The organism is Streptomyces sp. NPDC051315, from assembly GCF_044455165.1.
GTDB lineage: Bacteria > Actinomycetota > Actinomycetes > Streptomycetales > Streptomycetaceae > Streptomyces.
This window is the reverse complement of record NZ_JBITEN010000027.1, coordinates 1-26,414: the sequence shown is the minus strand read 5'-3', so window position 1 is coordinate 26,414 and position 26,414 is coordinate 1. Positions and strand designations below refer to the sequence as shown.

At 72.3% G+C, this 26,414-nt stretch carries 24 protein-coding genes and 1 pseudogene; 13 read left to right on the top strand and 12 right to left on the bottom strand.

Translation table 11 applies throughout. The features are described 5' to 3' along the window. The first annotated feature begins 17 nt into the window (after positions 1-17). A complete protein-coding gene (locus ACIBBD_RS35540) occupies positions 18-500 on the top strand; it encodes a helix-turn-helix transcriptional regulator (RefSeq protein WP_399423724.1) in 483 nt (160 codons plus the stop codon). Next, positions 497-931, top strand: a complete 435-nt coding sequence (locus ACIBBD_RS35535) for a VOC family protein (RefSeq protein WP_399423722.1) — start codon at positions 497-499, stop codon at positions 929-931. The genes ACIBBD_RS35540 and ACIBBD_RS35535 overlap by 4 nt, the downstream gene beginning before the upstream one ends. Before the next feature lie 147 nt (positions 932-1,078). Here ACIBBD_RS35535 and cseC read toward each other — a convergent pair whose 3' ends face one another. The 5 genes from cseC to ACIBBD_RS35510 form a co-directional block, all read right to left on the bottom strand. After that, a complete protein-coding gene (gene cseC, locus ACIBBD_RS35530; RefSeq protein WP_399423720.1) occupies positions 1,079-2,419 on the bottom strand; it encodes a two-component system sensor histidine kinase CseC in 1,341 nt (446 codons plus the stop codon). A gap of 13 nt (positions 2,420-2,432) precedes the next feature. Next, a complete protein-coding gene (gene cseB, locus ACIBBD_RS35525; protein WP_399423719.1) occupies positions 2,433-3,134 on the bottom strand; it encodes a two-component system response regulator CseB in 702 nt (233 codons plus the stop codon). 370 nt (positions 3,135-3,504) lie between these two features. After that, positions 3,505-4,164, bottom strand: coding sequence for a hypothetical protein (locus ACIBBD_RS35520; RefSeq protein WP_399423717.1), 660 nt, complete (start codon positions 4,162-4,164; stop codon positions 3,505-3,507). Further along, positions 4,149-4,691, bottom strand: a complete 543-nt coding sequence (locus ACIBBD_RS35515; RefSeq protein ID WP_390659458.1) for a SigE family RNA polymerase sigma factor — start codon at positions 4,689-4,691, stop codon at positions 4,149-4,151. Before ACIBBD_RS35515 ends, ACIBBD_RS35520 begins: the two co-directional genes overlap by 16 nt. Positions 4,692-4,992: 301 nt before the next feature. Next, entirely contained in the window at positions 4,993-5,988 is a 996-nt protein-coding gene (locus ACIBBD_RS35510; RefSeq protein WP_399423715.1) for an A/G-specific adenine glycosylase, read from the bottom strand. 313 nt (positions 5,989-6,301) lie between these two features. Between ACIBBD_RS35510 and ACIBBD_RS35505 the strand changes: the two genes are divergently transcribed. Next, entirely contained in the window at positions 6,302-7,123 is an 822-nt protein-coding gene (locus ACIBBD_RS35505; RefSeq protein ID WP_399423714.1) for a hypothetical protein, read from the top strand. 82 nt (positions 7,124-7,205) lie between these two features. Here ACIBBD_RS35505 and disA read toward each other — a convergent pair whose 3' ends face one another. Together disA and radA are read right to left on the bottom strand one after the other, a co-directional pair. After that, positions 7,206-8,330 carry a DNA integrity scanning diadenylate cyclase DisA gene (gene disA, locus ACIBBD_RS35500; protein ID WP_365461508.1) on the bottom strand — a complete coding sequence of 375 codons (1,125 nt, stop codon included), beginning with the start codon at positions 8,328-8,330 and terminating at the stop codon, positions 7,206-7,208. A gap of 80 nt (positions 8,331-8,410) precedes the next feature. Then, positions 8,411-9,820 (bottom strand): DNA repair protein RadA, encoded by a 1,410-nt coding sequence (radA, locus tag ACIBBD_RS35495; protein ID WP_399423712.1) that lies wholly within the window; start codon positions 9,818-9,820, stop codon positions 8,411-8,413. A gap of 250 nt (positions 9,821-10,070) precedes the next feature. Between radA and ACIBBD_RS35490 the strand changes: the two genes are divergently transcribed. Next, entirely contained in the window at positions 10,071-11,789 is a 1,719-nt protein-coding gene (locus ACIBBD_RS35490) for a hypothetical protein (protein ID WP_399423710.1), read from the top strand. A gap of 88 nt (positions 11,790-11,877) precedes the next feature. Here ACIBBD_RS35490 and ACIBBD_RS35485 read toward each other — a convergent pair whose 3' ends face one another. Next, positions 11,878-12,798, bottom strand: coding sequence for a hypothetical protein (locus tag ACIBBD_RS35485; RefSeq protein WP_399423708.1), 921 nt, complete (start codon positions 12,796-12,798; stop codon positions 11,878-11,880). Positions 12,799-12,893: 95 nt separating this feature from the next. Between ACIBBD_RS35485 and ACIBBD_RS35480 the strand changes: the two genes are divergently transcribed. The 3 genes from ACIBBD_RS35480 (at position 12,894) to ilvD (ending at position 17,414) form a co-directional block, all read left to right on the top strand. Beyond that, positions 12,894-13,826: a Ppx/GppA family phosphatase gene (locus tag ACIBBD_RS35480; protein ID WP_399423707.1), complete on the top strand. Its 933-nt coding sequence runs from the start codon at positions 12,894-12,896 to the stop codon at positions 13,824-13,826. A gap of 545 nt (positions 13,827-14,371) precedes the next feature. Beyond that, positions 14,372-15,196 (top strand): sugar phosphate isomerase/epimerase family protein, encoded by an 825-nt coding sequence (locus ACIBBD_RS35475; RefSeq protein ID WP_399423705.1) that lies wholly within the window; start codon positions 14,372-14,374, stop codon positions 15,194-15,196. A 364-nt stretch (positions 15,197-15,560) separates the two neighbouring features. Further along, the gene (gene ilvD / locus ACIBBD_RS35470; protein ID WP_399423704.1) at positions 15,561-17,414 is read left to right on the top strand and encodes a dihydroxy-acid dehydratase; all 1,854 of its coding nucleotides are present in this window, start codon (positions 15,561-15,563) and stop codon (positions 17,412-17,414) included. An 88-nt stretch (positions 17,415-17,502) separates the two neighbouring features. Here the strand turns inward: ilvD and ACIBBD_RS35465 are convergent, their stop codons facing one another. After that, positions 17,503-19,758 carry a serine/threonine-protein kinase gene (locus tag ACIBBD_RS35465; protein WP_399423702.1) on the bottom strand — a complete coding sequence of 752 codons (2,256 nt, stop codon included), beginning with the start codon at positions 19,756-19,758 and terminating at the stop codon, positions 17,503-17,505. 183 nt (positions 19,759-19,941) lie between these two features. Here ACIBBD_RS35465 and ACIBBD_RS35460 point away from each other — a divergent pair, with 183 nt between their 5' ends. The 5 genes and pseudogenes from ACIBBD_RS35460 to proC all read left to right on the top strand — a co-directional run bounded on the left by ACIBBD_RS35460 (position 19,942) and on the right by proC (position 23,095). Beyond that, the gene (locus ACIBBD_RS35460; RefSeq protein ID WP_399423700.1) at positions 19,942-20,256 is read left to right on the top strand and encodes an SH3 domain-containing protein; all 315 of its coding nucleotides are present in this window, start codon (positions 19,942-19,944) and stop codon (positions 20,254-20,256) included. Positions 20,257-20,302: 46 nt separating this feature from the next. Continuing rightward, entirely contained in the window at positions 20,303-20,824 is a 522-nt protein-coding gene (locus tag ACIBBD_RS35455) for an EamA/RhaT family transporter (protein WP_399423699.1), read from the top strand. Between the two features lie 362 nt (positions 20,825-21,186). After that, the gene (locus ACIBBD_RS35450; RefSeq protein WP_399423697.1) at positions 21,187-21,951 is read left to right on the top strand and encodes a class I SAM-dependent methyltransferase; all 765 of its coding nucleotides are present in this window, start codon (positions 21,187-21,189) and stop codon (positions 21,949-21,951) included. Positions 21,952-21,996: 45 nt separating this feature from the next. Further along, a pseudogene (locus ACIBBD_RS35445) lies at positions 21,997-22,180 on the top strand (ABC transporter permease); the annotation flags it as partial. 102 nt (positions 22,181-22,282) lie between these two features. After that, entirely contained in the window at positions 22,283-23,095 is an 813-nt protein-coding gene (gene proC / locus ACIBBD_RS35440; protein ID WP_399423696.1) for a pyrroline-5-carboxylate reductase, read from the top strand. 19 nt (positions 23,096-23,114) lie between these two features. Here the strand turns inward: proC and ACIBBD_RS35435 are convergent, their stop codons facing one another. Next, positions 23,115-23,699 (bottom strand): cysteine hydrolase family protein, encoded by a 585-nt coding sequence (locus tag ACIBBD_RS35435; protein WP_399423694.1) that lies wholly within the window; start codon positions 23,697-23,699, stop codon positions 23,115-23,117. A 75-nt stretch (positions 23,700-23,774) separates the two neighbouring features. Here ACIBBD_RS35435 and ACIBBD_RS35430 point away from each other — a divergent pair, with 75 nt between their 5' ends. Continuing rightward, positions 23,775-24,773 carry a GlxA family transcriptional regulator gene (locus tag ACIBBD_RS35430; RefSeq protein ID WP_399423692.1) on the top strand — a complete coding sequence of 333 codons (999 nt, stop codon included), beginning with the start codon at positions 23,775-23,777 and terminating at the stop codon, positions 24,771-24,773. Here the strand turns inward: ACIBBD_RS35430 and trpS are convergent. Both trpS and ACIBBD_RS35420 read right to left on the bottom strand, forming a co-directional pair. Further along, positions 24,713-25,738: a tryptophan--tRNA ligase gene (gene trpS / locus ACIBBD_RS35425; RefSeq protein WP_399423690.1), complete on the bottom strand. Its 1,026-nt coding sequence runs from the start codon at positions 25,736-25,738 to the stop codon at positions 24,713-24,715. The genes ACIBBD_RS35430 and trpS overlap by 61 nt on opposite strands. A gap of 420 nt (positions 25,739-26,158) precedes the next feature. Next, positions 26,159-26,414, bottom strand: a 256-nt coding sequence (locus ACIBBD_RS35420) for a hypothetical protein (protein ID WP_399423689.1), incomplete at its 5' end; no start/stop codon positions are given.

The window sequence follows — 26,414 nt, the reverse complement described above, 5'->3', positions numbered from 1 at the left end:
CGTGTCACCATCGGCCCATGGACAAGACGCGGCAGTTGCGACTGGCCAAGGACGCCATGGATCGCGACTGGTCCGACCCGGAGCTCGACCTGGACGCCGTGGCCGCCCACGCCGGCTACTCCCGCTATCACTTCGTCCGCGCCTTCAAGGACGCGTACGGCGAGACACCCGGCCAGTACCTGACCCACCGCCGTATCGAACGCGCCGAGGAGATGCTCCGCAGCGCCGGCCTGTCGGTGACGGAGATCTGCCACCTCGTCGGCTTCAGCAGCCTCGGCACCTTCTCCGCCCGGTTCAAGACCCGTACCGGGTTCACGCCCAGTGAGTACCGGGCCCGGCACGTCGGCCGTGGGGCCGCGCTCATCCCCGGGTGCTACGCCATGCTGTGGGCGGGAGGTTTCCCCAGCGCAACTTCGAAGAAGCGGCCCGAGTCCGGCTCCGCCTACGGTGACGAAGAGGAACCGACCCGATCCGACTCCGACGGGAGCGCAGAGCCATGATCAAGGGCTTGGGCATCACCACCGTGTGGACCTTCGACCAGCAGCGCACCAAGGCCTTCTTCACCGAGAAGCTCGACTTCGAGGTGCGTACCGAACTCGCCATGGGCGACATGCGCTGGGTCACCGTGGGCGCCAAGGACCAGCCGGACGTCGAGCTGGCCCTGATGAGCCTGGACGGCCCGGGTCTCGACGCCGAGTCCTCCGAGGCGCTGAAGAAGCTGGTCGGCAAGGGAGTCATCGGCGCCGGCGCCTTCCGCACGGACGACTGCCGCGGGGACTACGAGACCTTCAGGGCACGCGGCGTGGAGTTCATCCAGGAGCCGCAGGAGCGCCCCTACGGCATCGAGGCGATCTTCCGCGACGACAACGGCAACTGGTACTCGCTGACCGAGCGCAGCGAGGAGCTCGACTTCTCGAAGGACTTCGGCTGAACGAGTCCCGTGCGCGGCGAGGCGGGACCGCCCGGCAGGGGAGCACTGGACGGGGCGGGGCGCAGGTGGGCGGCGCTTGTCGAGCAGTCCCCCTCGCCCGCCGGTGCTGCCCGGGCCGGCCTCACCCGTCCGAGCCGCCCCCGCCCGTCAAGGCAGCATCGGATAACTCCCCGTGTTCGTCGGCGCGTGTTCCGGCAGCCACAGGACGGCGACGGCGCCCTCCGCGGCTATGTGCTCGGGCGCCCCGGCCGGCCGGACGTTGCGGAAGGTCAGGCGGGCGCCCAGGACGCGGGCCTGGCCCGCGGCGATGGTCAGGCCGAGCCCGTGGCCGTGGCCGGCGCGGTCGCGGCTACCGGTGCGGAAGCGGCTCGGGCCCTCGGCGAGCAGGTCCGCGGGGAAGCCGGGGCCGTGGTCGCGGACGCGGATGACCCGGCCCTCGACGGTGACCTGGACCGGCGGTTTGCCGTGCCGGGCCGCGTTGGCGAGCAGGTTGAACAGCACCCGCTCCAGGCGACGGGGATCGGTGGTCACCATCGACTCGTGCACCACGCGGACCTCGATCTCCGGGTCCTTGGCCGCGACGCGCCGGGTGACGAACTCACCCAGCAGGACGTCCTGCAACTCGGCGCGCTCCGAGGCCCCGTCGAGGCGGGCCACCTCCAGGACGTCCTCGACGAGGGTGCGCATGGCCTGGGCCCGGTCCAGGACCAGCTCCGTGGGCCGGCCGGGCGGCAGCAGCTCGGCGGCCGTGAGCAGGCCCGTCACGGGCGTGCGCAGCTCGTGCGCGATGTCGGCGGTGACCCTGCGCTCGGCCTCCAGCCGCTGCTGCAAGGCGTCCGCCATGGCGTCGACCGCGCTCGCCAGGTCGTCGGTCTCGTCCCGGACGACCCCGCCGATGGCGTCCCGTACGCGGACGTCCGTCTCGCCCTTGGCGACCTGGTTGGCGGCGGCCGCCGCCTTGCGCAGCCGGCGGGACAGCTGCCCGCCGATGAGCACGCCGAGAGCGCTGCCGCCGAGGACCACCGCGATGGACCCGATCACCAGGGCCTGGTCGAGGTCGTAGAGGATGTCGGTGCTGCGGTCGGTGAATCCGGTGTGCAGGGAGAGCACATGGCCGTCCCTGACCGGTACGGCCGCCCAGATCTCCGGCGCGCCGCCCGCGCGGTCGGAGACGAAGGTCGCCCGGCGGCCCTCCTGGACCTTCTGCCGCAGCTCCGACGGCAGATCCGGGTCGTCGATCTCGATGCTGGGGAAGAGGCGCCCGGACACCTCGTAGGTGCGCTGGGCGATCCGGACGCGCTCGTCCGCGAGGTCGCGCGCGTTGTCCAGCATGGACACCCGGGCCGCGTTGTGCACGACGAGGCTGAGCGCGATGGCCACCAGCGCGCCGACCAGCGCGATGGCAGCGCTGAGCTTCCACCGCAGGCCGGAGCGGATGCCCGCGCGCTCCAGGCGGGCGGGAACCAGGTGCCGCAACATCCCCCGCATACCCCTGCCCCGCTCAGGCCTTCAGCTTGTAGCCGAAGCCACGGACCGTCTCGATGCGGTCCTGGCCGATCTTGGTCCGCAGCCGCTGCACATGGACGTCGACGACGCGGGTGTCTCCGCCCCAGCCGTAGTCCCAGACGCGCTCCAGCAGCTTGTCCCGCGACAGGACCGTGCCCGGAGCCGAGGAGAACTCCAGCAGCAGGCGCATCTCGGTCGGGGTGAGGGCCACGGGCTGTCGGGCCCGGCGCACCTCCATGCCCTCGGTGTCGATCTCCAGGTCGCCGAAGGTCAGCACACCGCCCGCGGGGGAGGCGCCCGGTTCGGCTCGGTCGCCGCCGCCCGCGTGGCCGAAGCGGCGCAGGACGGCGCGGATGCGGGCGACGAGGACGGCACCGTCGAACGGCTTCGTCACGTAGTCGTCGGCGCCGGCCTCCAGGCCGAGGACGACGTCGATGGAGTCGGCGCGCGCGGAAAGCATGATCACCGGCACGGTGGACTCGTCACGGATGCGCCGGCACAGGCTCACGCCGTCCAGGCCGGGCACCATGACGTCCAGCAGCGCGATGTCGGGGCGGTCGGCCCGGAACGCCTCCAGGCCGGACAGGCCGTCGGGCATCGAGGTGACCACGAAGCCGTCCCGCTCCAGGGCGAGCTGGGTGGCCTCGCGGATGACATCGTCGTCCTCGACGAACAGGACGTGGGTCTGATCTGCCATCCCGGTGCTCTCAGTCCTCGTGGGTGTCGGTCGTACGGTCTTGGTGGGGTGGGCGGGGTTTCGGTGGTGCGGTGCGGGTCTCGGTGTGGCGGTACGGGTACTGGTGTAGCGGTACGGGCTCTCGGTGCCGTACGGGGGGTCGGCCTGTGACGTGCCGAGCGCAGGGTGTCTGCCGGTCGGTGTCGTCGATGTCGTCGATGTCGGGCGGTGGCGGGCGGGCAGCCGGTCGGTCGGCGGTCGGTCGGCGGTCCGTCCCTTGGTGGGACGCCCGGAGCGCGTGGTGCGTTCACTCGTTCATCGGTCCGGACGGTCCGATCGGTTCACGCGACGGGAGATTTTCTCTCGCGTCCTTTCCCGGACCGGCCGTCGGTCAGCCGCTGTCGGGCACCGGCGACGCGTCCCCGCCGACGACGCTGTAGTCGTTGTGCCAGCTGTACTCCTTGACGAAGTGGTCCGTGGCCCAGCTGTACGTGATCACGTTCTCGCCGGACGGGCTGGAGACCGGGTCGCCCTTCTCGTACACCTGCTGGGTGACCACCAGGTCGCCGCGGTCCATCTCCGCGTAGACCGGGGGCTCCTCGGCCTTGAACACGTTCCGGTAGCGGCCGTCCGTCTCCCGGTACACGTACGAGCCGACGCCGACCATGTCACCGCAGGTCAGCACGTTCACGATGATGTCGCTGTCGGAGCCGCCGGTGAGGTCGCCGTAGGACACGTCGACCGGGTACTCGTCTCCCACGCACGGCTTCAGCTCGCGTTTGACCTCCTCGGATACCGCGGGGTCGGCCTTGACGAGCCGGACCGCGTCGCGGCGGTCGGGGGTGCTGGAGGGGGCGGCCGAGGGCGAGGCCGTGGCGGCACCGGCGGCCGCGTCGGCGTGGGCCGGCCCCTCGTCCCGGGCGCCGGTACCGCCGGTGGTGCAGGCGGAGACGAAAAGGGCGAGGGCGGCGAGCACGGCCGCCGCCGTGATCGCCGCCTGGAGGGTGCCTCGGGCCGGTGTGGGCCCGGCCTCGGTCAGGCCGCCGCGCAACGCTCCCGCTCCTCACGCTCCAGCGCGCGTGCGTCCAGATCGCGGGCTTCCAGCTCCTCGCGGAGCCGGGCGAGCGCCCGGTGCAGCGTGCTCTTGACCGTACCGGCCGACATGCCGAGGGCGGCGGCCGTCTCCTCCGTGGACATCTGCTCCCAGTGTCGCAGCACGACGACACTGCGCTGCTTCGGAGCGAGCACCTTCATCGCGTCCATCAGGAGGGCACGGTCGGCGTGCTGCTCGGTGGAGTCGTCCACGCAGGCGTCCGGGAGCTGCTCGGTGGGCACTTCCTCGAGTTTGCGGGCGCGCCACCACTCAGTCCGCGTGTTGATCATGACCCGGCGCAGGTAGGCGTCGGCCAGCCGCTTGTCCGCGATGCCCTCCCAGCGGCCGTACGTCCGCGCCAGCGCCGTCTGGAGCAGGTCCTGCGCGTCGACCGGGTCCGGCACCAGGCGGCGGGCACTGCGCAGCAGCGCGTCCTGCCGGGTGCGGACGTACTCCTCGAACTCGAGCACCTCGCCCTGCGCCATGATCAACCGCCTCCGTGTCCCCGTACCGGCCGGCTCGCGCCGCCGGTTTCCTGCTTCTGGTCTGTGGCCCTCGTGCCCTTGCCGGGGCACGCAGACGAAGCTACGGAGGGGTTGTCACGGCACTGTCCGAGGCAGCCTGCGGCTAGCGCTCAGCTGTCCGTCGGTTGTGTAACGGAAGGAGGTTCGGGGTATGGAAGCGAGCCGTATGGTGCGGGTATGGGGTGTTGTGTCCGGCAGGGGAGTGTGACGGAAGTCGGGCGTGGGCCGTGAGGAGGGGGCACGTCTGTGAAGTGACGGTGTGTCAGGTCAGCGGCAGACGGTACAGACCACCGGGCAGCGGCTCCACCAGGCCGTCCGCGACGAGACCGTCCAGGGCACGCGCGCGCTGGACCGGCTCGTGCCACACCCGGTCGAGGACCGCCTGCGACACGGGCGCGTGCGCGTCCCTCAGTACGGCGAGCAGCTTGCCGCGCACCTGCCGGTCGGTACCGGCGTACGTCTGGCCCCGGCGCGGCGGGCCGTCGTGCTCCGGCTTGCCCGCGAGCCGCCAGGCGCACTGCGCGGCGATCGGGCAGCGGTGACAGGTCTCGTTCTTGGCCGTGCACACGAGCGCGCCCAGCTCCATGGACGCGGCGGCCCACCGGGCGGCGGTCCTCTCGTCCTCGGGCAGCAGGGCGCGGGCCAGCCTGCGCTCGGCGGCCGTGGTGGCGTTCGGCGGGTACTGCACGCCGGTCACCGCGCGCGCGAAGACCCGGCGCACGTTGGTGTCCAGGACGGCGTGCCGCTGGCCGTACGCGAAGGAGGCGACGGCGGCGGCCGTGTACTCCCCGATGCCGGGCAGCGCCAGCAGCTGGGCGTGGTCCGACGGTACGTCGCCGCCGTGCCGTTCCGTTATGGCCACCGCGGCGCCGTGCAGCCGCAGGGCCCGGCGCGGGTAGCCGAGCCGGCCCCAGGCGCGGACGGCCTCACCGGGGGCCTCCTTGGCCAGGTCGGCGGGGCGCGGCCAGCGGGCGAGCCACTGCTCGTAGACCGGCAGGACGCGGTTGACGGGCGTCTGCTGAAGCATGAACTCGCTGACCATCACCCCCCACGCGCCGGCCTCGGGGCGCCGCCAGGGCAGATCGCGGGCGTTGTCCTCGAACCAGTCGATGACGGGGGAGTGCAGGTGGGTGCCGGAGGTCTTCCCGGCGAGGGTCTTGTCGGTGGCTCCGGAGGGCGACTGCTCTCCGAGGAGGGGGTCGGAGACGGCGTCGGTGTCGGCGGGGATGCTGTGCGGGGGCTTCGTGGGGGCAGTCATGGCCTTTCGATCCTGCCATGCGCACCGGGGCACGCGCGCGTACCGCCACCCGGCGGCGTGGGGTGCGGGGGCGCCCCGGTACGGGTGCCGAGGAGCCGTGGCCAGAGGTGCAAGGCACACTCGTGCAAAAAGTAGCCGCGGTCACGGACCGTGGCGACGGACTCCTCCTCGTCACGTCCTGCGACCGTCCGGGGTGCGAGGGGAGGCAAGTCGGGGGCCGGGTGGCCGTCTCCGAAATGATGATCCGGAAAAGTTGTGGTCCGGGCGGCGGGTGGGGCCGGGGAACGCGGCGATCTCTCGTACAGTTTGCGCCGTGGGATCTCTGCGCAATCCGGTCGGGCCGCTTCCCTCCTCCATCTACTGGCGACGGAGGGTCGTACTGCTGTCTGTGGTCGCCCTGTTGGCGCTGCTGATCACATGGATCGTCGCCTCGGGCGGTGGCGGCGGAAAGAACGGCGCGGACGGGGGCAACGGCAAGAACCCCGCGTCCTCCATCACGCCGGGACCGACCGGGTCCGGGCCCGCCATCAGCGAAAACCCGGGCGGCCGCGACGAGTCGGGCGACGAGGACTCCGGCGGGTCCGGTTCGGGCTCGGGCACCGGTTCGGGCGACGGCTCCGGTTCGGGTGACGCCGACACGGGCAGTGGTGGCGCCGCGGCGGGCTCGGGCGGCTCCGACGACGGCGCCAACGGCAGTGCCTCCTCCACCACCCTCCCGGCGGGCTCCACGTTGCCCAACTGCACCGCGAGCGTGGTCACGTTGAGCCTGCGCAGTGTCCGCAACACATACTCGCCGGACCAGACGCCCACCTTCCGGCTGACGGCGAAGAACTCCGCCGGGAGCGACTGCAAGGTCGATCTCGGGCCGAAGAACGCGGTGTTGACGATCACTCAGGCAGGGGGCGCGGAGGACTACTGGTCGTCCGCCGACTGTCCCAAGGTGTCCGGCAGTCTGCTGTACCGCGTGCCGGCCGGCGGCACCTTCACCTACACCCTGGAGTGGGACCGCAGGCCCAGCGCGCCCGAGTGCGCGACGCCCCCGGCCGGGGTCGCCGGAGCCGGGACGTATCTGGTGGAGGCGAAGGCGCCGGGGTTTGCGAAGGCGCAGACGTCGTTCGTGCTGGAGGCCGACTGAGGCAGGGGTGACGGCGGCGCCCAGGTGCTGACTCGGGGCGCGGCCCGGCGCCTTGGCGGCACCGTCCGTCCCCATCCCTCGGTCAGACGTACCGCTCCAGGATCGACGACTCCGCCAGTCGCGACAGCCCCTCGCGGACGCTGCGCGCCCGCGCCTCGCCCACGCCGTCGACCGTCTGGAGGTCGTCGACGCTCGCGGCGAGGAGCTTCTGGAGACCGCCGAAGTGTTCCACCAGGCGGTCGATGATCGCGCCGGGCAGACGAGGAACCTTGGCCAGGAGGCGGAAGCCGCGGGGGGAGACCGCCGAGTCGAGGGCCTCGGGGGAGCCGGTGTAGCCCAACGCGCGGGCCACCGTCGACAGTTCGAGCAGCTCGGCGTGGCTGAGGGCGTCCAGCTCGTACAGGGCCTCGTCGACCGTGCGGGAGCGCTTGGCCGTCGGCTCGGGGACGTAGTCCCGGACCACCAGTGAGCGCTCGGGTTCCACGCCCGCGATCAACTCGTCCAGCTGGAGGGCGAGGAGACGGCCGTCGGTGCCCAGTTCGACCACGTATTCGGCGATTTCGGTGGCGATGCGGCGCACCATCTCCAGGCGCTGTGCCACCGCGGAGACGTCCCGGACCGTCACCAGGTCCTCGATCTCCAGCGCTGACAACGTTCCCGCGACCTCGTCCAGGCGGAGCTTGTAGCGCTCCAGGGTGGCCAGCGCCTGGTTCGCGCGGGACAGGATCGCCGCCGAGTCCTCCAGGACACGGCGCTGACCGTCGACGTACAGGGCGATGAGCCGCATGGACTGCGAGACCGAGACCACCGGGAAACCGACCTGTTTGGAGACCCGGTCCGCCGTACGGTGCCGGGTGCCCGTCTCCTCCGTGGGGATCGTCGCGTCGGGCACGAACTGCACGCCCGCCCGCAAAATCTTCGACAGGTCGGAGGAGAGCACGATGCCGCCGTCGAGCTTGCACAGCTCACGCAGGCGCGTCGCGGTGAACTCGACGTCCAGGACGAAGCCACCCGTGCACATCGCCTCGACCGTCTTGTCGGAGCCCAGCACGATGAGTCCGCCGGTGTTGCCGCGCAGAACCCGCTCGAGGCCGTCGCGCAGGGCCGTGCCGGGAGCCACCGCACTCAGCGAGGCGCGCATCAGGCCGTCGGCACCGGAACTCCCACCGGACTTTCCGGGAGCTGCCGCCCGGTCGTTGGCTGCCACTGCACTCCTCCGGTCGCAGGTTCTGGGTGTTCCCGTTTCGCGCACTCGGTTCGTACGGACGGGCGAGACCTGGGCAAAGTCTACCGGCGCTGCTCCTCGTCCCGTGGGGCGTCTCGGCGACGGGAGCGCGGCAGGACCCGCAGGGCGTCCCCCATGTCCGCGACTTCCAGCACCTTCATCCCGGAGGGGACCTTGCCGGGATCGCCCGGTACGAGCGCGTGCGTGAAGCCCAGACGGTGGGCTTCGGCGAGCCTGCGCTGGACGCCCGTGACCCGTCTGACCTCGCCCGCGAGCCCCACTTCGCCGATCGCGACGAGGTTCTTGGGCAGCGGGGTGTCGCTCGCCGCGGAGGCCAGCGCGAGGGCGATCGCCAGGTCCGCGGCGGGCTCGGAGAGCTTCACTCCGCCGACCGTCGCGGAGTAGATGTCCCGCTTGCCGAGCGCGCTGATCCTGCCGCGCTGCTCCAGTACCGCGAGCATCATCGAGACGCGGGAGGTCTCCAGCCCGGACGTCGTGCGGCGGGGTGAGGGGATCTGCGAGTCGACCGTGAGCGCCTGCACTTCGGCGACCAGGGGGCGGCGGCCCTCCAGGGTGACGGTCAGACAGGTACCGGGCACCGGTTCGTCACGACGCGTCAGGAAAAGTCCGCTTGGGTCGGCAAGGCCCGTGATGCCCTCGTCGTGCAGTTCGAAGCAGCCGACCTCGTCGGTGGCGCCGTAGCGGTTCTTGACGCCCCGCACCAGGCGCAGGCGCGCGTGCCGGTCGCCCTCGAAGTGCAGGACGACGTCCACCAGGTGCTCGAGGAGGCGCGGGCCGGCGATCGCGCCGTCCTTGGTGACATGGCCCACCAGCAGGGTGGACATCCCGCGCTCCTTGGAGGCCCGGATCAGTGCCCCCGCCACTTCGCGCACCTGCGCCATGCCGCCCGGCGCGCCGTCGATCTCCGGGGAGGCCACTGTCTGCACCGAGTCGAGGATCAGCAGCGACGGCTTCACGGCGTCCAAATGGCCCAGGACGGCGGAGAGATCGGTCTCGGCGGCGAGGTACAGGTGGTCGTCGATGGCGCCGATGCGGTCGGCGCGCAGGCGGACCTGGCTCGCGGACTCCTCACCCGTGACGTAGAGCGTGCGGTGCTCGTCGCTCGCCGACTTGGCGGCCACGTCGAGCAGCAGCGTGGACTTGCCGACGCCCGGCTCGCCGGCGAGGAGGACCACCGCGCCGGGGACCAGCCCGCCGCCGAGGACGCGGTCCAGCTCGGGCACGCCGGTGGGGCGGGCGGTGGCCTGCCGGCCGTCGACCTGGCCGATGGGCACGGCGGAGGTGGTGACCCGCCCCGGCGACGTCGTACGGACCGCGGGCGTGCCGTACTCCTCGATCGTGCCCCACGCCTGGCATTCGGGGCAGCGGCCGAGCCACTTGGCCGTCTGCCAGCCGCATTCCGTGCAGCGGTAGGACGGGCGGTCCTTGGTGGTCTTCGTACGGGCAGCCATGGGGAAACCGTAACCGCCGGGACTGACAACGGGCCGCGCCCGTGGACGAGCGGGGTCCATACCGGGCGGGGCGGGCCGGTCGCAGCGGCCGTCCGGGCACGCGCACCCCCTGTGAATCAGCCACCCTCGTCGTGAACGCGCCACGGAACCACCGGCTCCCGTCCCCTTATGAGGGATCGTTTCACCCGTACGGATTAAAAGGACGCAAGGGGGCAGAAGAGGCTGTTCCCGGGCGCCTACGGTCGCACGGATGATGAGCAGCAGTCCGGAAACCCCGACCCGCACGACCGGCGCAGACCGGGCGCACAGGGAGGCGCGCGACCGCGCTGCGGCGCGCACGCTGGCGCAGCGGCCGCCCGCGCGCTACGAGCCGTATCTGGACGGCCTGTTCACGTACTGCCTGTCCGTCCTGTGCGACCACGACGCGGCCACGGCGGCGCTGGCCGACGCCCTCGCGCTCGCCGAGCGGCGTGGTCAGCGGGTCCCCGACGCCGGGGACCGCAGGGCCTGGCTGTACGCGCTGGCCCGCTGGGCATGCCTGCGCAAGCTCGCCGAGGCCAAGCAGAAACGTCAGGGCACGCATGCGGCGGGACGCCACGGCGGCTCCCGGAACACCGGTGCCGCGCCCGTGCCCGACGAGGTCCAGGAACAGCGGCGCCGCCGCCTCGCCCTGCTCGCCTGGCCGGAGGCGGCCGGCACCACCCCGGAGCAGCGCGAGGCGCTCGAACTCGCCGTACGCCACCACCTCGCCGCCCCCGAGGTCGCCGCCGTCCTCGGCAGGGACCTCGCCGCGGCCCGTGAGCTGCTCGCCTCCGCCGCCTGCGAGGTCGAGCGCACCCGTGCGGCCCTCGCCGTCGTCGAGACCGGCGGCTGTCCCGGTGTGGCGCGCCTCACCGGCGACCACCAGCTCGTGCTCAGCGCCCCCCTGCGCCGCGAACTCGTCCGGCACGTCGACGACTGCCCGCGCTGCCGCCGGGCCGCCGAGCGCGCCGTCCCCGGCCGCTGGCCCGGCGCCGGTGTCACGCCCGCCGAGCTGCCCGTCCTGGAAGCACCCCGCGCGGAACTGCACGCCGCCCTGGCGCGCCTCCCGCGCGCGCGGGGTGCCGCGGCACCCCGCTTCGACCGGCGCGGCTTCCCGATGGACCCCAAGGACCGCGCGGCCCGCCGGGACCGCCTCCGCGCGCGTGCCATCACGACGACCGTCGTCGCCACGGTGGTCGCCGCGCCCGTGCTCGCCCTGTGGGCCGCCTACCGGGGCACCCCGACCGCCGAGGGCGCCGACGGCCGCGCGGCCACGGCCGGCGAGGCACACCACCCCGACGGCCTCGACGGCGAGGCGACCGGCGACTACGAGAACGCCGGGAACGCCAGCACCCGGCCCGGCTCCGGCTTCACCAAGGGGGACGAGCCGGACGTCTCCGTCGAGGTCATCAGCGTCACGGGGCTCGGCGGGAACGGCGCCGGGAGGCTCTCCGTGACCGCCGCCAACAGCGGCGACACCACCCTGATCACCCTCACCGCGTCCCCGGACGCGCACGAGCCCGTCCGCTGGTCGGCGACCACCGCGGAGTCCTGGCTCTACCTGAGCCGCTCCACGGGCACGCTCCAGCCCGGCGACTCGGTGACGATCAAGGTGTACGTCGACCACCTGCGCGAGCCCTCCGGCCACTGGCACGCGCGCGTGGCGATCGCCCCGGCGGGCGCCGTCGTCTCCATCGAGGGCTACGGCATCGCGCCGACCCCCTCCGACCCCGGTCCCGGGCCGGTCACCCCCAGCGACCCGCCCCCGACGTCGGACCCGGACCCTGAGCCGACCCCGACGGACTCGGCCCCCACCGACCCCACGCCCAGCGATCCGCCGTCCTCACCCGCCCCGGAGCCCACGCCCGGCGACCCGTCGCCGTCCGCCCCGGGAAGCCCAGTCCCGCCGCCCGGCGACGGCGACGCGCCCCGCCCCGACGCGCCGTGAGCGCCGTCCCGTCGGCCGGCCCGAGGACCGGGAGCAGGAGCGGCCCCGGAGCCGGAGCCGGAGCCCCGGGCCGCTCCTGTGACGAACGTCAGGCCACCGGAGCCGCCGGATCCACCCGACCCACCGGAGCCGCCTGCTCCGCGCGGTCCACCGGATCCGCCGGATGCGGTGCCAGCAGCGGAAGCCGCGAGGCGAGCCGCTCCTCGCACAGCTCGACCAGGCGGTCGTAGCCGGCCTTGCCCATCAGCTCGGTCAGCTCCGCCCGGTAGGAGACGTACACCGGCTCGCCCGCGCCGTGCGCAGAGGTCGCCGACGTGCACCACCAGTGCAGGTCGTGGCCGCCCGGACCCCAGCCGCGGCGGTCGTACTCGCCGATCGACACCTGCAGCACGCGCGTGTCGTCGGGCCGGTCGATCCAGTCGTACGTGCGCCGCACCGGGAGCTGCCAACAGACGTCCGGCTTGGTCTCCAGCGGCTCGCGGGCCTCCCTGAGCGCCAGGATGTGCAGCGAGCAGCCGGCGCCGCCCGCGAAGCCGGGGCGGTTCTGGAAGATGCACGAGCCGTTGAACGGACGCGTCTGGCGCGAGCCTTCCTCGTCCTCCGACACCCAGCCGTCCCGCACGCCCTCGTCGTGGTGCTGCCAGATGTCGGGGGTGAGCCGCGCCACATGCTCGGCGACCCGCCTCTCGTCGTCCTCGTCGGAGAAGTGGGCACCCAGCGAGCAGCAGCCGTCGTCCGCGCGGCCCGCCTGGATGCCCTGGCAGCCGCTGCCGAAGATGCAGTTCCAGCGAGAGGTCAGCCAGGTCAGATCGCAGCGGAACACCTGCTCCTCGTCCGCCGGATCAGGGAACTCCACCCACGCGCGCGCGAAGTCGAGGCCCTTCTCGTCAGCGACCAGGGCCTTCCCCGACTTCTTCGATGACTTCGGCTGCGAAGCGCCGTCGGTGAATTTGTCCGTCTTGGCAGCCTTGTCGGCCTTTTCGTCCTTCGCCTTTTTCGTCTTTGGCACGCGTCCAGGGTAAGTCGCCCGGGCCGGCTTACAGCACTGTCTCAGGATGCGCACGAGGGGCTGAGCACGGGACGACGGGCAGTAGCGTTCCGTCCATGAGACTGGGTGTCCTCGACGTGGGATCGAACACGGTGCATCTGCTGGTGGTGGACGCGCACCCCGGCGCGTGCCCGAAGCCCGCGCACTCGCACAAGGTGGAGCTGCGCCTCGCCCAGCTCCTCGACGGGAGCGGCGCGATCGGTCCCGAGGGTGTCGGCAAACTGGTCACCGTCATCCAGGAGGCCCTCCAGGCCGCCGAGGACAAGGGCGTCGAGGACGTGCTGCCGTTCGCCACCTCCGCGGTGCGCGAGGCCACCAACGCCGACGACGTCCTCGCGCGCGTGCAGGCCGAGACCGGCGTGGAACTGCAGGTCCTCGCCGGCGAGGAGGAGGCCCGGCTCACCTTCCTCGCCGCCCGCCGCTGGTTCGGCTGGTCGGCCGGCAAGCTGCTGGTCCTCGACATCGGCGGCGGCTCCCTGGAGATCGCCTACGGCATCGACGAGGAGCCCGACGCGGCCGTCTCCCTCCCGCTCGGCGCGGGCCGCCTCACGGCCGGCTGGCTGCCCGGCGACCCGCCCGACCCCGAGGACATACGGGCGCTGCGCCGGCACGCGCGCGCGGAGATCGCCCGCACGGTGGGGGAGTTCAGCCGCTTCGGCGCCCCCGACCACGTCGTCGCCACGTCGAAGACCTTCAAGCAGCTCGCCCGCCTGGCCGGCGCCGCCCGCTCGGCCGACGGCCCGTACGTCCAACGCGAGCTGAAGCGCGAGTCCCTGGAGGCCTGGGTCCCGCGTCTGGCCGGCATGACGACCGCCCAGCGCGCGGAGCTCCCGGGCGTCTCCGAGGGCCGCGCGAGCCAGCTCCTGGCCGGCGCGCTGGTCGCCGAGGGGGCGATGGACCTGTTCGGGATCGAGGCACTGGAGATCTGTCCCTGGGCGCTGCGCGAGGGCGTGATCCTGCGGCGGCTGGACCACATGCCGACGGAGTGATCGGACCTGCCCCCGGATGCGGTCGGTGCCGTCGGTGCCGCTGACGCCCTCGAGGTGCGGCGGCTCAGACGTCCCCCGGCGCCCTTGAGCACGTCCACCCGTCCGTTCGAGCTCTTCCTCATCGGCATGCTCATCCGCATGTATCAGGACAGCCACCGCGGTGGTGCTCCCCGTGGCAGCGGCAGGGACGGCGCCGGTCCCCACGACATCGGCGACCGCCGGCGGAGTGGGCGACTTCCTGTCCCCGGCTCCGGCACGAGCCGTGCCAAAGCGTCCACCCTCCTGACGCGTTGGTACAGGTGGTGCCTCCGGGGGCCCTGAGGCCCAAGGGACCGCGACGCGAGCCGTACGCCCATGTGAAACCCGACACCCTCCTCAGCGGCGAAGTGCGCCCCCTCGCCCCCCGAAAGCGCGCCGTCAAGCCCCTTCCGCCCCGCTCACAAGCCACCATGAGGCACGCGCGCGTGGCCGGTTGACCCGCCCTCGTACGGCCGGCGCAACGCCCCGCTCCCCGGTGCGCAGCGCGGGACCGTACGCTGTCCCTCGTGGCAGAACCAGTGGTGCGCATCCCGGATGCGAAGGTCGCCCTGTCGACGGCCTCGGTCTATCCGGAGACGACGGCGACGGCCTTCGAGATCGCCGCGCGCCTCGGGTACGACGGCGTCGAGGTCATGGTCTGGAACGACCCGGTCAGTCAGGACATCGACGCGCTGCGCCGGCTCAGCGACTACCACCAGGTCCCGATCCTCGCTGTCCACGCCCCCTGCCTGCTCATCACCCAACGGGTGTGGTCGACCGACCCGTGGGTGAAGTTGCAGCGGGCGCGCGCCGCGGCCGAGAAGCTCGGGGCGACCACTGTCGTCGTGCACCCGCCCTTCCGCTGGCAGCGTCAGTACGCCCGCGACTTCGTCCAGGGAATCTGGCGGATGGCGAACGAGACGGACGTACGGTTCGCCGTCGAGAACATGTACCCCTGGCGCTACCGCGACCGCGAGATGCTCGCGTACGCGCCGGAATGGGACGTGACCAAGGACGACTACCGGCACTTCACGATCGATCTCAGCCATGCCTCGACGGCCCGCACGGACGCGATCCAGATGCTCGACCGCATGGGCGACCGCCTCGGCCACGTCCACCTCGCCGACGGCAACGGCTCCGCCAAGGACGAGCACCTCGTCCCCGGCCGCGGCTCCCAGCCCTGCGCCGAACTGCTGGAGCGCCTCGCGCTGAGCGGCTTCGACGGGCACGTCGTCATCGAGGTCAACACGCGGCGCGCGATGTCCAGCGCCGAACGCGAGGCCGATCTCGCCGAGGCCCTCGCCTTCACGCGCCTGCATCTGGCCTCGGCGGCGAAGGTGCCCCGCCGCTGACCGGCACCGGCGCACGCGCCCAAGCAGTGGTGCACGAGTGCCGAGTCGACGCCGCGGCCTGGACGATGCCGCGGACGGATGTCTTCCCGCAGCCCCGCTCGGAGAACTCCTCGCGGGCCGCGCCGGGTACGGTCCCGGGTGCCGACGGACTCGGTGAGCCGGGGCCGGCCGCGGCGGCCAAGCCCGACCGGCCCCCGAAGCGCCCCTCGACCGCTTCCCGGCGACGCCCCCCGTCTTTCCGTCCGGCTCTCACCACCCCGGGACGACGAGACACGCATCCCGCATTCCGGACACCTCGTCCCGCCCCCTGGATGAGCGGCGTACGCTCGAGAGCAGCCCTATCTGTCTGAAGGAGCGAGCGACGATGCCCGAGCTGAGGTCCCGCACAGTCACCCACGGCCGCAACATGGCGGGCGCCCGCGCCCTTATGCGCGCCTCCGGTGTACCCGGTGCGGACATCGGCCGCAAGCCGATCATCGCGGTCGCCAACAGCTTCACGGAGTTCGTGCCGGGCCACACGCACCTGGCGCCGGTCGGCCGGATCGTCAGCGAGGCGATCGTCGAGGCCGGCGGCATCCCGCGCGAGTTCAACACGATCGCCGTCGACGACGGCATCGCGATGGGCCACGGAGGCATGCTCTACAGCCTCCCCTCCCGCGACCTGATCGCGGACAGCGTGGAGTACATGGTCGAGGCGCACTGCGCCGACGCCCTGGTCTGCATCTCCAACTGCGACAAGATCACCCCGGGCATGCTGAACGCCGCCCTGCGGCTCAACATCCCCACGGTCTTCGTCTCCGGCGGCCCGATGGAGTCCGGCCGCGCCACCCTCGTCGACGGCACCGTCCGCACGCTCGACCTGGTCGACGCGATCTCCGACGCCGTGAACGACAAGATCTCCGACGAGGACATCCTCCGCATCGAGGAGAACGCCTGTCCGACCTGCGGCAGCTGCTCGGGCATGTTCACCGCCAACTCGATGAACTGCCTGACCGAGGCCATCGGCCTCTCCCTGCCCGGCAACGGCTCGGTCCTCGCCACCCACACCGCGCGCAAACAGCTCTACGTCGACGCCGCGCGCACGGTCATGGACATCACCCGCCGCTACTACGAGCAGGACGACGAGACGGTCCTGCCGCGCAACGTCGCCACCTTCGCCGCCTTCGAGAACGCGATGGCCCTGGACATCGCCATGGGCGGGTCGACCAACACGATCCTGCACCTGCTGGCGGCGGCCCAGGAGGCGGGCGTCCCCTTCGGCCTGAACGAGATCGACGCGGTCTCGCGCCGGGTCCCCTGCCTGGCCAAGGTCGCCCCGAACGTCGCCAAGGACCGCACGTACTACATGGAGGACGTGCACCGCGCCGGCGGCATCCCGGCCCTCCTGGGCGAGCTGCACCGCGCGGGCCTGCTGAACGAGGACGTGCACGCGGTCCACAGCCCGTCCCTGGCGGACTGGCTCAAGACGTGGGACGTCCGCGGCGGCTCCCCCTCTCCCGAGGCGGTCGAGCTGTGGCACGCGGCTCCCGGCTGTGTCCGCTCCGCCGAGGCCTTCTCCCAGTCGGAGCGCTGGGAGGCCCTCGACGAGGACGCCGAGGGCGGCTGCATCCGCTCCGCCGAGCACGCCTACTCCAAGGACGGCGGGCTCGCCGTCCTCAAGGGCAACCTCGCCGTCGACGGCTGCGTGGTGAAGACGGCCGGCGTCGACGAGTCGATCTGGACCTTCGAGGGCCCGGCGGTCGTCTGCGAGTCGCAGGAGGAGGCCGTCCAGAAGATCCTCACCCAGCAGGTCAAGGAAGGCGACGTCGTCGTCATCCGCTACGAGGGCCCCAAGGGCGGCCCCGGCATGCAGGAGATGCTCTACCCGACCTCGTACCTGAAGGGCCGCGGCCTGGGCAAGGCCTGCGCGCTGGTCACGGACGGCCGCTTCTCCGGCGGCACCTCGGGCCTGTCCATCGGCCACGCCTCCCCGGAGGCGGCCGCCGGCGGCACCATCGCCCTCGTCGAGGACGGCGACCGCATCCGGATCGACATCCCGAACCGCACGATCGAGCTGCTCGTCGACGACGCGGAACTCGCGCGTCGCGACCGGGCGTTGAACGGGACGTACGCCCCGAAGAACCGCGAGCGCAAGGTGTCCGCCGCCCTGCGCGCCTACGCGGCGATGGCCACGAGCGCCGACAAGGGCGCGGTCCGCGACGTCTCGATGCTGGGCTGACGTCCACGGCACCGGAGCGACGTCCAAGACTGCCGGTGGGGCCGCCTCCTCGGGGGCGGTCCCTCGCCGTGGTGCCGGGCCGACGGGATCACCAGGCCGAGGGGTCGCTCCCGTCCACGGCGAACACGGTCCCGTCGGGGGCGCCGGCGTAGACGCGGGAGCCCACCACGCCCGGCGCGGGCAGCGCGGTCACGACCTCGTCCGCGTTCGCCCCGAGCCGCAGTGACGTCTGCCCGATGAGCTTCCCCCCATCGGCGTCCACGGCGAGCAGACGGCCGTCGGGGGCGCTGAAGTACACGTACTCACCGTCGGCCGTCGGCACCGAACCCCGGCTCACCGCCGTCTGCAGGGACCACAGCCGCTTCCCCGCCTGCGTGTCGACGGCCACCAGCGAACCGTCGAAGGTCAGCAGGTAGACGCGGTCCCCGTGCACGGCCGCGCTCGCCTGCTGGAGCGCGACGCTCAGCGCCACCCGTCGCGACTCCTTCGTCCCGGGGTAGAAGCGGACCACGGCGTCGGCCTTGCCGTAGTCCCCGCCGCCGGACAGCAGGACCAGGCTGTCGCGCGCGGTGCCCACCGGGGTCAGGGTGCCGCTGAACCGCTCGTCCCAGCGCACCTCACCGCTGGCCGGGTCCACGGCCGTGATCCGCGTCCGCCCGTCGCCGGACGCGCTCGTCACGTACGCCAGCGGATCGCCGGGGAACGACACGAAGTACGGCTGGTCGGCGCCCGCGATCCGCCGGCTCCACGCGGTCCGGCCCGAGGCGGCGTCCACGCCGGTCACCGTGCCGTCGGCCGCGGTCAGCAGCAGCGTGCCGCCGGCGTACCGGATGCCCGTGTACGCCGACACGTCCCGCTCCCAGCGCGTCTCGCCCGTCGACGGGTCGAGGGCCTCCACCCGCCTGCCCGAGTGCGTGAGCACCTGCGCCAGCCCGCCCGCGAGCACCGGTGCCTCACCGCGCTCGTCGGCGGGGGAGAGGGGGTGCCGCCACAGCACCCGTCCGGTGGACGCATCGAGCGCGGTCACCTGCTCCGGCTGACCGCAGATCAGCCGCTTCGCGTCGTACGTGCACCGGGGCATGCCGCCCGCGCCCTCGGTGGCCGGTCGCGTCGCCCAGGGACTGAACGTGTCCGAGGCCGACCGCGATCCGCCCGTTTCCCGACCGGTGCCGTCCGTGTCGGTGCCGAACAACGAGACGGAGACGAGCCCTCCGCCCAGGAGGAGGACCAGCGCGCCGACGGCGAGGCCTACACGCCTGCGCCTGCGCCGGAGCGCACTCGCCTGCGTCGGTCCCGTGCCCACGGCGGCCTCTGCGGCTGCCGGCGGGTCAGGCCGGGAAGCGTCCGGCCGGGCCGCCTCCGGCCAGGGCTCGTCCGGCCAGGGACCGTCCGGCCGGGGCTCGTCCGAACGCGGGACGCCGGCCCGGGACCCCGGCACAGGGGCTGCGTCCGGCTGGGGCGTGTCCGGTCCGTCCTCCGCCCGCTGCACCGGTATGAACGCCTGCGTGTCGTACGAGGCCGCCACCGACCGCAGGTCCCGCATCAACTCGTCGGGCGTCGGCCGCTCTTCGGGTTCCTTGGCGAGACAGCGCTGCACCAGCGGCGCGAGGCCCTCCGGTACGCCCGTGAGGTCGGGTTCGTCGTGGACGACCTGGTAGGCGACGACGTACGGGCTGTCGGAGTCGAACGGCCCCCGCCCGGTCGCCGCGTGGACCAGCACCGATCCGAGCGCGAAGATGTCGGCGGCCGGCCCCACCTCCCGCGGCCGGCGGAACTGCTCCGGCGCCATGAAGGGCGGCGTACCGATCAACTTGCCGGTCTCGGTGCGCAGTTCGCTGTCCTTCGGCCGGGAGATGCCGAAGTCGATGACCTTCGGACCGTCCTCGGCGAGCAGCACGTTGCTGGGCTTCAGATCCCGGTGCACGACCCCCACCCGGTGGATGTCGCGCAGCGCCTCCGCGAGACCGGCCATCAGCCGCCGCAACTCTCCCGCCGCCATGGGCCCGTTCCGCTTCACGTGCTCCGAGAGCGTCGGCCCCGGGATGAACAGCGTGGCCATCCAGGGCCGTTCGGCCTCCGGGTCGGCGTCGACGACGGGCGCGGTGAAGGCACCGCTGACCCTCCGCGCGGCCGCCACCTCCTGCCGGAACCGCCCTCTGAACTCGGGATCCCGCGCGAATTCGGCGTGTACGACCTTCACCGCGAGCTTCATCCCCGAGGTGCTGCGGGCCAGGTGGACCACGCCCATGCCACCGGAACCCAGGCTGGACTCCAGGCGGTAGTGGCCGACGTACTCCGGAAGTTCCGCTTCCGCGCCCGCCCCGGTGTTGCGCTGTGGCGTCATGAACCACCCCCGTGCTGCTTCGGCCGCGCGCGCGACGCACGGAGCCTAGTCGATGACTCGTACGGGACCGAGGCGGCTTGCTAGCCTCCGCGTACGAGTTGCGCACATGTGTTTCATGTCGTGATTCGGGGGAATCAACGTGTCCCCATGGCAGTCATGGGGTGTAACGGGGGAGGTTTTTCCATGTCTGTTGACCGTGTGGAAGAGATCGAGAGCGGCGACGAGGCGGAAGCCGTCGCGGCGGCGGCCCTGACGTACTACCCGGTCGCTCCCGGCGTCCGGCTGAACGTCCGCAGCGGTCCCGGTACCAGCTACCCGATCGTGAAGGTCCTGCCCGAGGGCACGAAGGTGCCGATCTTCTGCCAGACCCCGGGCACCTCGGTGACCGGCCCGTACGGCACCACGAACATCTGGGACAACATCGCCGACAGCCAGTTCGTCTCGGACGCGTACGTGAGGACGGGCAGCGACGGCTACATCGCGCCGCGCTGCGCCTGACCCACCCCCCGGGGAGCGTGCCCCCGTCGGCCGCCATAATCGTCCCGTGAGCGACGAAAACGGCACCGCGGACATCCCGGCGGGCTCCCCGGGCCCGGGTGACCCCACGGGACCCCGCCCCGAGCCCCTGCGCTTCTTCGGCACCACGTGGGTGGACCACGACCACGGCTACCCGCTCCGTCGCGTCGCCGTGGCCGCCGGCTCGCTGCTCGCCGCGGCGGTCTCCTGCCTCGTCCTCCGTTTCGCCTACGCGGGCCTGGCCATCGCCGACATCGGCGGCTTCGTGACCCTGCTCGTCGTCGTGATGTTCGCCGTCTGCAGCGCCCTGGCCTTCCGGCACACCTGGGAGAGCTTCACCAAGCGCCCCGACCCCGACCGCCAGGCCTCCCTGCGCGGCCTGCTCGCCGTCGGCTTCGTCGGTTCCCTGCTCGCCTACTTCTTCCGCTCCCTCACCGAGGCCCCGGGCGAGAAACTCCACCGCCAGGAGTACGAGACGGCCCGCGCCCAGCACGAGCGCCGCTCCAACCGCCGCACCGGCAACCCGTCGAAGAAGCGCCGCCGCGTCTGACCGCTGCGAGCCACCACCGTTCCCGCGCCGCGCCGCGCCCCGACGCCGCCGCGCCCGAACGCGCCTGAGCCGCCGTCCCCCACGCCGCGTCGGCGCGCGTGATCGCTGCGAGCGGCGTCCCCGCGCGGCACCGTCGCGCCCGAACGCTCCGAGCCGCCGTCCCCCACGCCGCGTCGCCGCGCTGAACGCTCCGAGCCACCGTCCCCGCGCCGCCTCACCTCGCCCGCCCCGAGTCACCGTCCCCGACACCGCCACGCCCGAACGCACCGAAACCCGGCCCGACACCCCCATCCCCCTCTCCCAGACCCAAGGCTCGGAAAAAAGCCGTTCCCCTCCCCGCCCACCCTCGCCACCATGACTCCATGACGGCCCCCTCCCACACCAGTAGAGCCCACTCCTTCAACACCGCCGCGGCCCAGTACGCCGCCAACCGCCCCTCCTACCCGACCGCCCTCCTCGACGCGGTCGAGGACATGGCCGGCCGCCCCCTCGCCGGCGCCCGCGTCGCCGACATCGGCGCGGGTACGGGCATCTCGACCGCTCTCCTGCACGCCTGCGGCGCCGACGTCCTCGCCGTCGAACCCGGGGACGGCATGGCGGCGCAGTTCCACCGCGCCCTCCCCGACGTGCCGATAGTCCGCGGCGACGGCAACCGCCTCCCCCTCGCCACCGCCTCCCTCGACTTCCTCACCTACGCCCAGTCCTGGCACTGGACCGACCCGGCCCGCTCGGTGCCGGAGGCGCTGCGTGTGCTGCGCCCGGGCGGCGCGCTGGCGCTGTGGTGGAACGCAAGCGCCCTCGACGTGCCGTGGATCGACGCGCAGACGGATCGCATCCAACGCCACTTCGGTGCCGACCAGGTCATCGGCAAGAACGGCGCCCACACCGCCCTCCCCGATCCCACCGGCCGCCTCGACTTCGCCCGCCGCCTGGTCCGCTGGAGCCGCCGCGTCACCATCGAGAAGCACCTGGCCAACATCAGCAGCCACTCGATCTTCCTGGTCCACGGCGAGGAGAGCACCGCCGCCTTCCTCACCGAGGAGCGCCGGCACCTCCTGGCCGCCTTCCCCGACGGCACCGTGGAGGAGACCTACGACGTGGAACTGCTGCTCGCCACCCGCCCCTGACCCCCGGGGGCAACCACACCCCGAGCACCACCCGCGACGCGTCCGGCGGTCCAGTTCACGCCGGCGGTGATCTTCCCCCAACGCCTCCTCTGCGGCCTCCCCACCCCCGCCACGCCTCACCCACACGGACGTGACCACCCACTTCGTCCGCGACGTGATCGTCGTGGCGAGCCGCACACCGCCGGCCCCGGGCCTGGGAGCGGCCACCCTGCGCCACCGCACCGCGTGAGGTGTCCCACCACGTCCGCCCACCGGACACCCCACCCCGCTCACGCATCCCCAGTGCGAGGATGCACCCAGGACGACGCATCCCCCGGAGGGCACCCGCACCATGACCCAGAAAGTCGCAGTCCTCGGCACCGGCAAGATCGGCGAAGCCCTGCTCAGCGGAATGCTCCGAGGCGGCTGGCCCCCCGCCGACCTCCTCGTCACCGCCCGCCGCGCCGAACGCGCGGAGGAACTCCGCACCCGCTACGGCGTCACCCCGGTCACCAACGCCGAAGCCGCCAAAACCGCGGACACCCTCATCCTCACGGTGAAACCGCAGGACATGGGCGCCCTCCTCGACGAACTCTCCCCGCACGTCCCCGCCGGCCGCCTGGTCATCAGCGGAGCCGCCGGCATCACCACCTCCTTCATCGAGGAGCGCCTCACCACCGGCGTCCCCGTCATCCGCGTCATGACGAACACCCCCGCCCTCGTCGACGAGGCCATGTCCGTCATCTCCCCCGGCAGCCACGCCAGCGAGGCCGACCTCGCCCACACCGAGGAGATCTTCGGCTCCGTGGGCAAGACGCTCCGCGTCCCCGAGTCCCAGCAGGACGCCTGCACCGCCCTCTCCGGCTCCGGACCGGCGTACTTCTTCTACCTGGTCGAGGCCATGACGGACGCCGGCATCCTGCTCGGCCTGCCCCGCGACAAGGCCCACGACCTCATCGTCCAGTCCGCGATCGGCGCCGCCACGATGCTCCGCGACAGCGGCGAACACCCCGTCAAACTCCGCGAGAACGTCACCTCCCCGGCCGGCACCACCATCAACGCCATCCGCGAACTCGAGAACCACGGCGTACGAGCCGCCCTCATCGCCGCCCTCGAAGCCGCCCGCGACCGCAGCCGCGAACTGGCCTCCGGCAAGAAGGACTGACCCCCGGGGCCGCGGCCGGTCACTGCGCCGCGGCCACGACCTCCTCCGTGGTCACCACCCGCGCGAACCCGCCCCCGTGCAGCGACACCGCCGACGCCTGCGCCAGCTCCTCGGCACTCCGCCGCCAGCCGAACGGCCCCTCCAGGTCGAAGGTGTACGTGGCGTCGTACGCGACCACGACGTCGTACCCCAGGTTCCCGCCCATCCGCGCGGTCGTCTCCACACACATGTTGGTCTGGATCCCGGCCACGACGACCTGCGCGATCCCCTCCGCCTTCAGCCAGGCGTCCAGATCCGGAGTCCCGTAGAAGGCCGAGTTCACGGTCTTCGTGACCAACAGCTCCGGCCCCGCCCCCTTCCCCCGCCGCTCCTCCACGTACTCCTTGAAGCCGTTCCCCGCGTACCCCGCCCGCAACGGCGACCCCGGCATCGACGAGTCGTGCCGTACGAAGACGACCGGCCGCCCCGACGCCTGCCACACGTCGATGAGCGAAGCGATGTTGTCATCGGCCCCCGCGTTGTTCCGAGGCCCCCAGAAGTCGGCCTCCTCGAAGCCCTTCTGCACATCCACGACCACCAGCGCGGCGTTCTGCGAAATCTCCATGCCCACGATCCTGCCGACCGGCCGGCACCCTCCCCAGAGGGCAGAAAGACAGCGATCGATGGTTTACTGCCGGCCATGGAGACCCCGTACCGCGTCGCCCTGGTGGCCTTCCCCGGCATCCGCGCCTTCGACGTCTCCGTCATCACCGAGGTCTGGGGCGCCGACCGCACCGACCGCGGCGCCCCCGCATTCGACCTGCGCCGCGTCGCCACCGACACCACCACCCCCATCCCGATGCGCGGCGGCCTCGCCCTCCACCCCGACCGCGCCCTCGCCTGGCTCTCCCGCGCCGACCTGATCCTGATCCCCGGCCTCGACGACCACCTCACCCCCGCACCCGCCCCCGTCCTCGACGCCCTCCGCCGCGCCCACGCCCGCGGCACCACCCTCGCCGCCCTCTGCGGCGGCGCCTTCACCCTCGCCCAGGCCGGCCTCCTCGACGGCCGCCGCGCGATCACCCACTGGAACCTCGTCGACCTCCTCCGCACCCACCACCCCGAGGTCACCGTCGTCCCCGACGCCCTCTTCATCGAGGACGACAACATCTGGACCGCCGCCGGCACCGCGGCCGGCATCGACCTCTGCCTCCACCTCGTCCGCACCGCCCACGGAGCCGAGGCAGCCGCCACCATCGCCCGCTCCATGGTCACCGCCCCCTTCCGCACGGGCACCCAGGCCCAGTTCATCGAGCACCCCACCCCGCAGACCCACCGCGACGCCGACACCCTCGCCGCCGTCCGCGAACACGCCCTGCGCCACCTCCACGAACCACTCACCGTCACCGACCTGGCCACCCACGCCGGAATGTCCCCGCGCAGCTTCGCCCGCCACTTCACCGCGGAGACCGGTACCACCCCCCTGCGCTGGCTCCTCGACCAGCGCCTCGCCGCAGCCCAGAAACTCCTCGAACGCACCGACCTCCCCATGCCCGAGGTCGCCCGCCGCGCCGGCTTCGGCAGCGAGGTCACGATGCGCCAGCACTTCGCATCGCGCCTCGCCACCAGCCCCCGCGCCTACCGAGCCGCGTTCAGCACCGGCTCGGCCGCCGGGGGCAACAGCCCGATGGCGCGATAAGCGGCGTCCACCACCGGCCGGGCCATCGCCCGTGCCTTCTCCGCCCCCTCCCGCAGCACCCCCTCCACGTACACCGGATCAGCGCACAACTCCTTGTGCCTGGCCCGCACCGGCCGCAGAACCTCCACCACGGCCTCGGCGGTGTCCTTCTTCAAAGAGCCGTACGACTCGTATACGAGTGCCAGCGCCTCCGGGTTCCCACCGGTACACGCGGCGAGGATCTCCAGCAGATTCGCGACCCCCGGCCGCCCCTCGCGGTCGTAGACGACCTCCTGCCCGCTGTCGGTCACGGCCCGCATGACCTTCTTCCGCACGACATCCGGCTCATCCAGCAGATAGACGGTCCCCGGCCCGGCGTCGTCGCTCTTCCCCATCTTCGACGTCGGGTCCTGGAGGTTCATCACCCGCGCGGCCACCGCCGGATGCGTCGCCCTCGGCACCACGAACGCCTGCCCGTACCGCTGGTTGAACCGCAGCGCCAGATCCCGGGTCAGCTCCACATGCTGCGCCTGGTCGTCCCCCACCGGCACCTCGTCCGTCCCGTACGCCAGGATGTCCGCCGCCATCAGCACCGGGTAGGTCAACAGCGACAGCCGCACGCTCCCGCCCCGCCCCCGCTCCCGCGCGGCCTTCTCCTTGTACTGGATCATCCGCCGCATCTCGCCGTCGGTGGCCACACACTCCAGCAGGTACGACAGCCGCGCATGCTCGTCCACATGACTCTGCACGAACAGCGTGCACAGCTCCGGATCCAGTCCCGCCGCCAGCAACAGCGTCGCCGTCTGCCGACTGAGCCGACGCACCCGTGCCGGATCATGATCGACGGTGAGCGCGTGCAGATCGACGACACAGAACAGCGCGTCCGCCCGGTGCTGATCGACCGCGGCCCACTGCCGCATGGCCCCGAGGTAGTTCCCCAGGGTCAGATGCCCGGTCGGCTTGATCCCGCTGAAGACCCGCTTCATCTCTCCACCTCCTGGTCGGGCCGCCGCACCGGCCGGCCGCCCCTCGGGAGGGAGAAACAAGAACGGCCGCCGAAGCGGCGGCCGTTGAGTGCATACGTGAGTCCGGCCGCCGTCAGGCGGCCCACCACAGCTGGGTGCACGTACGCGTTGTCATGCCCCACAGAGTACGCCCCAGGGGCGCCCGTGGGACATGAGTTGACACACCCCGAGCCGATACGTAGTGTTCTCCGGGTTGTCCGACGTGAGCGCCGACCACGGTCGGTCCCCGGGCAGCCATTCCGCAAGTACCAACCACTCCTCGGTGAGCAGTCGATTCGGCTGCCGTCGTTCAGTTGGCATGCGTATTCGCGAAATGAGGAATCCGCGTTCGAAAGAGCGCAGGGCCCGATTGGCTTCGGGCGCCGGGAATCCGCTAAAGTCTCACTCGTCGGAACGGCCCAACAGCCGGAAAGACAACCCCTCTGACGGGAAATCAGCGCCGAAAGGATCTGATAGAGTCAGAACCGCCGGAAAGGGAGCCGCGAGAGCGGGAACCTGGAAAGCGCCGAGGAAATCGGATCGAGAAAAGATCTGATAGAGTCGGAAACGCAAGACCGAAGGGAAGCGCCCGGAGGAAAGCCGCGAGAGAGTCTCTCGGGTGAGTACAAAGGAAGCGTCCGTTCCTTGAGAACTCAAC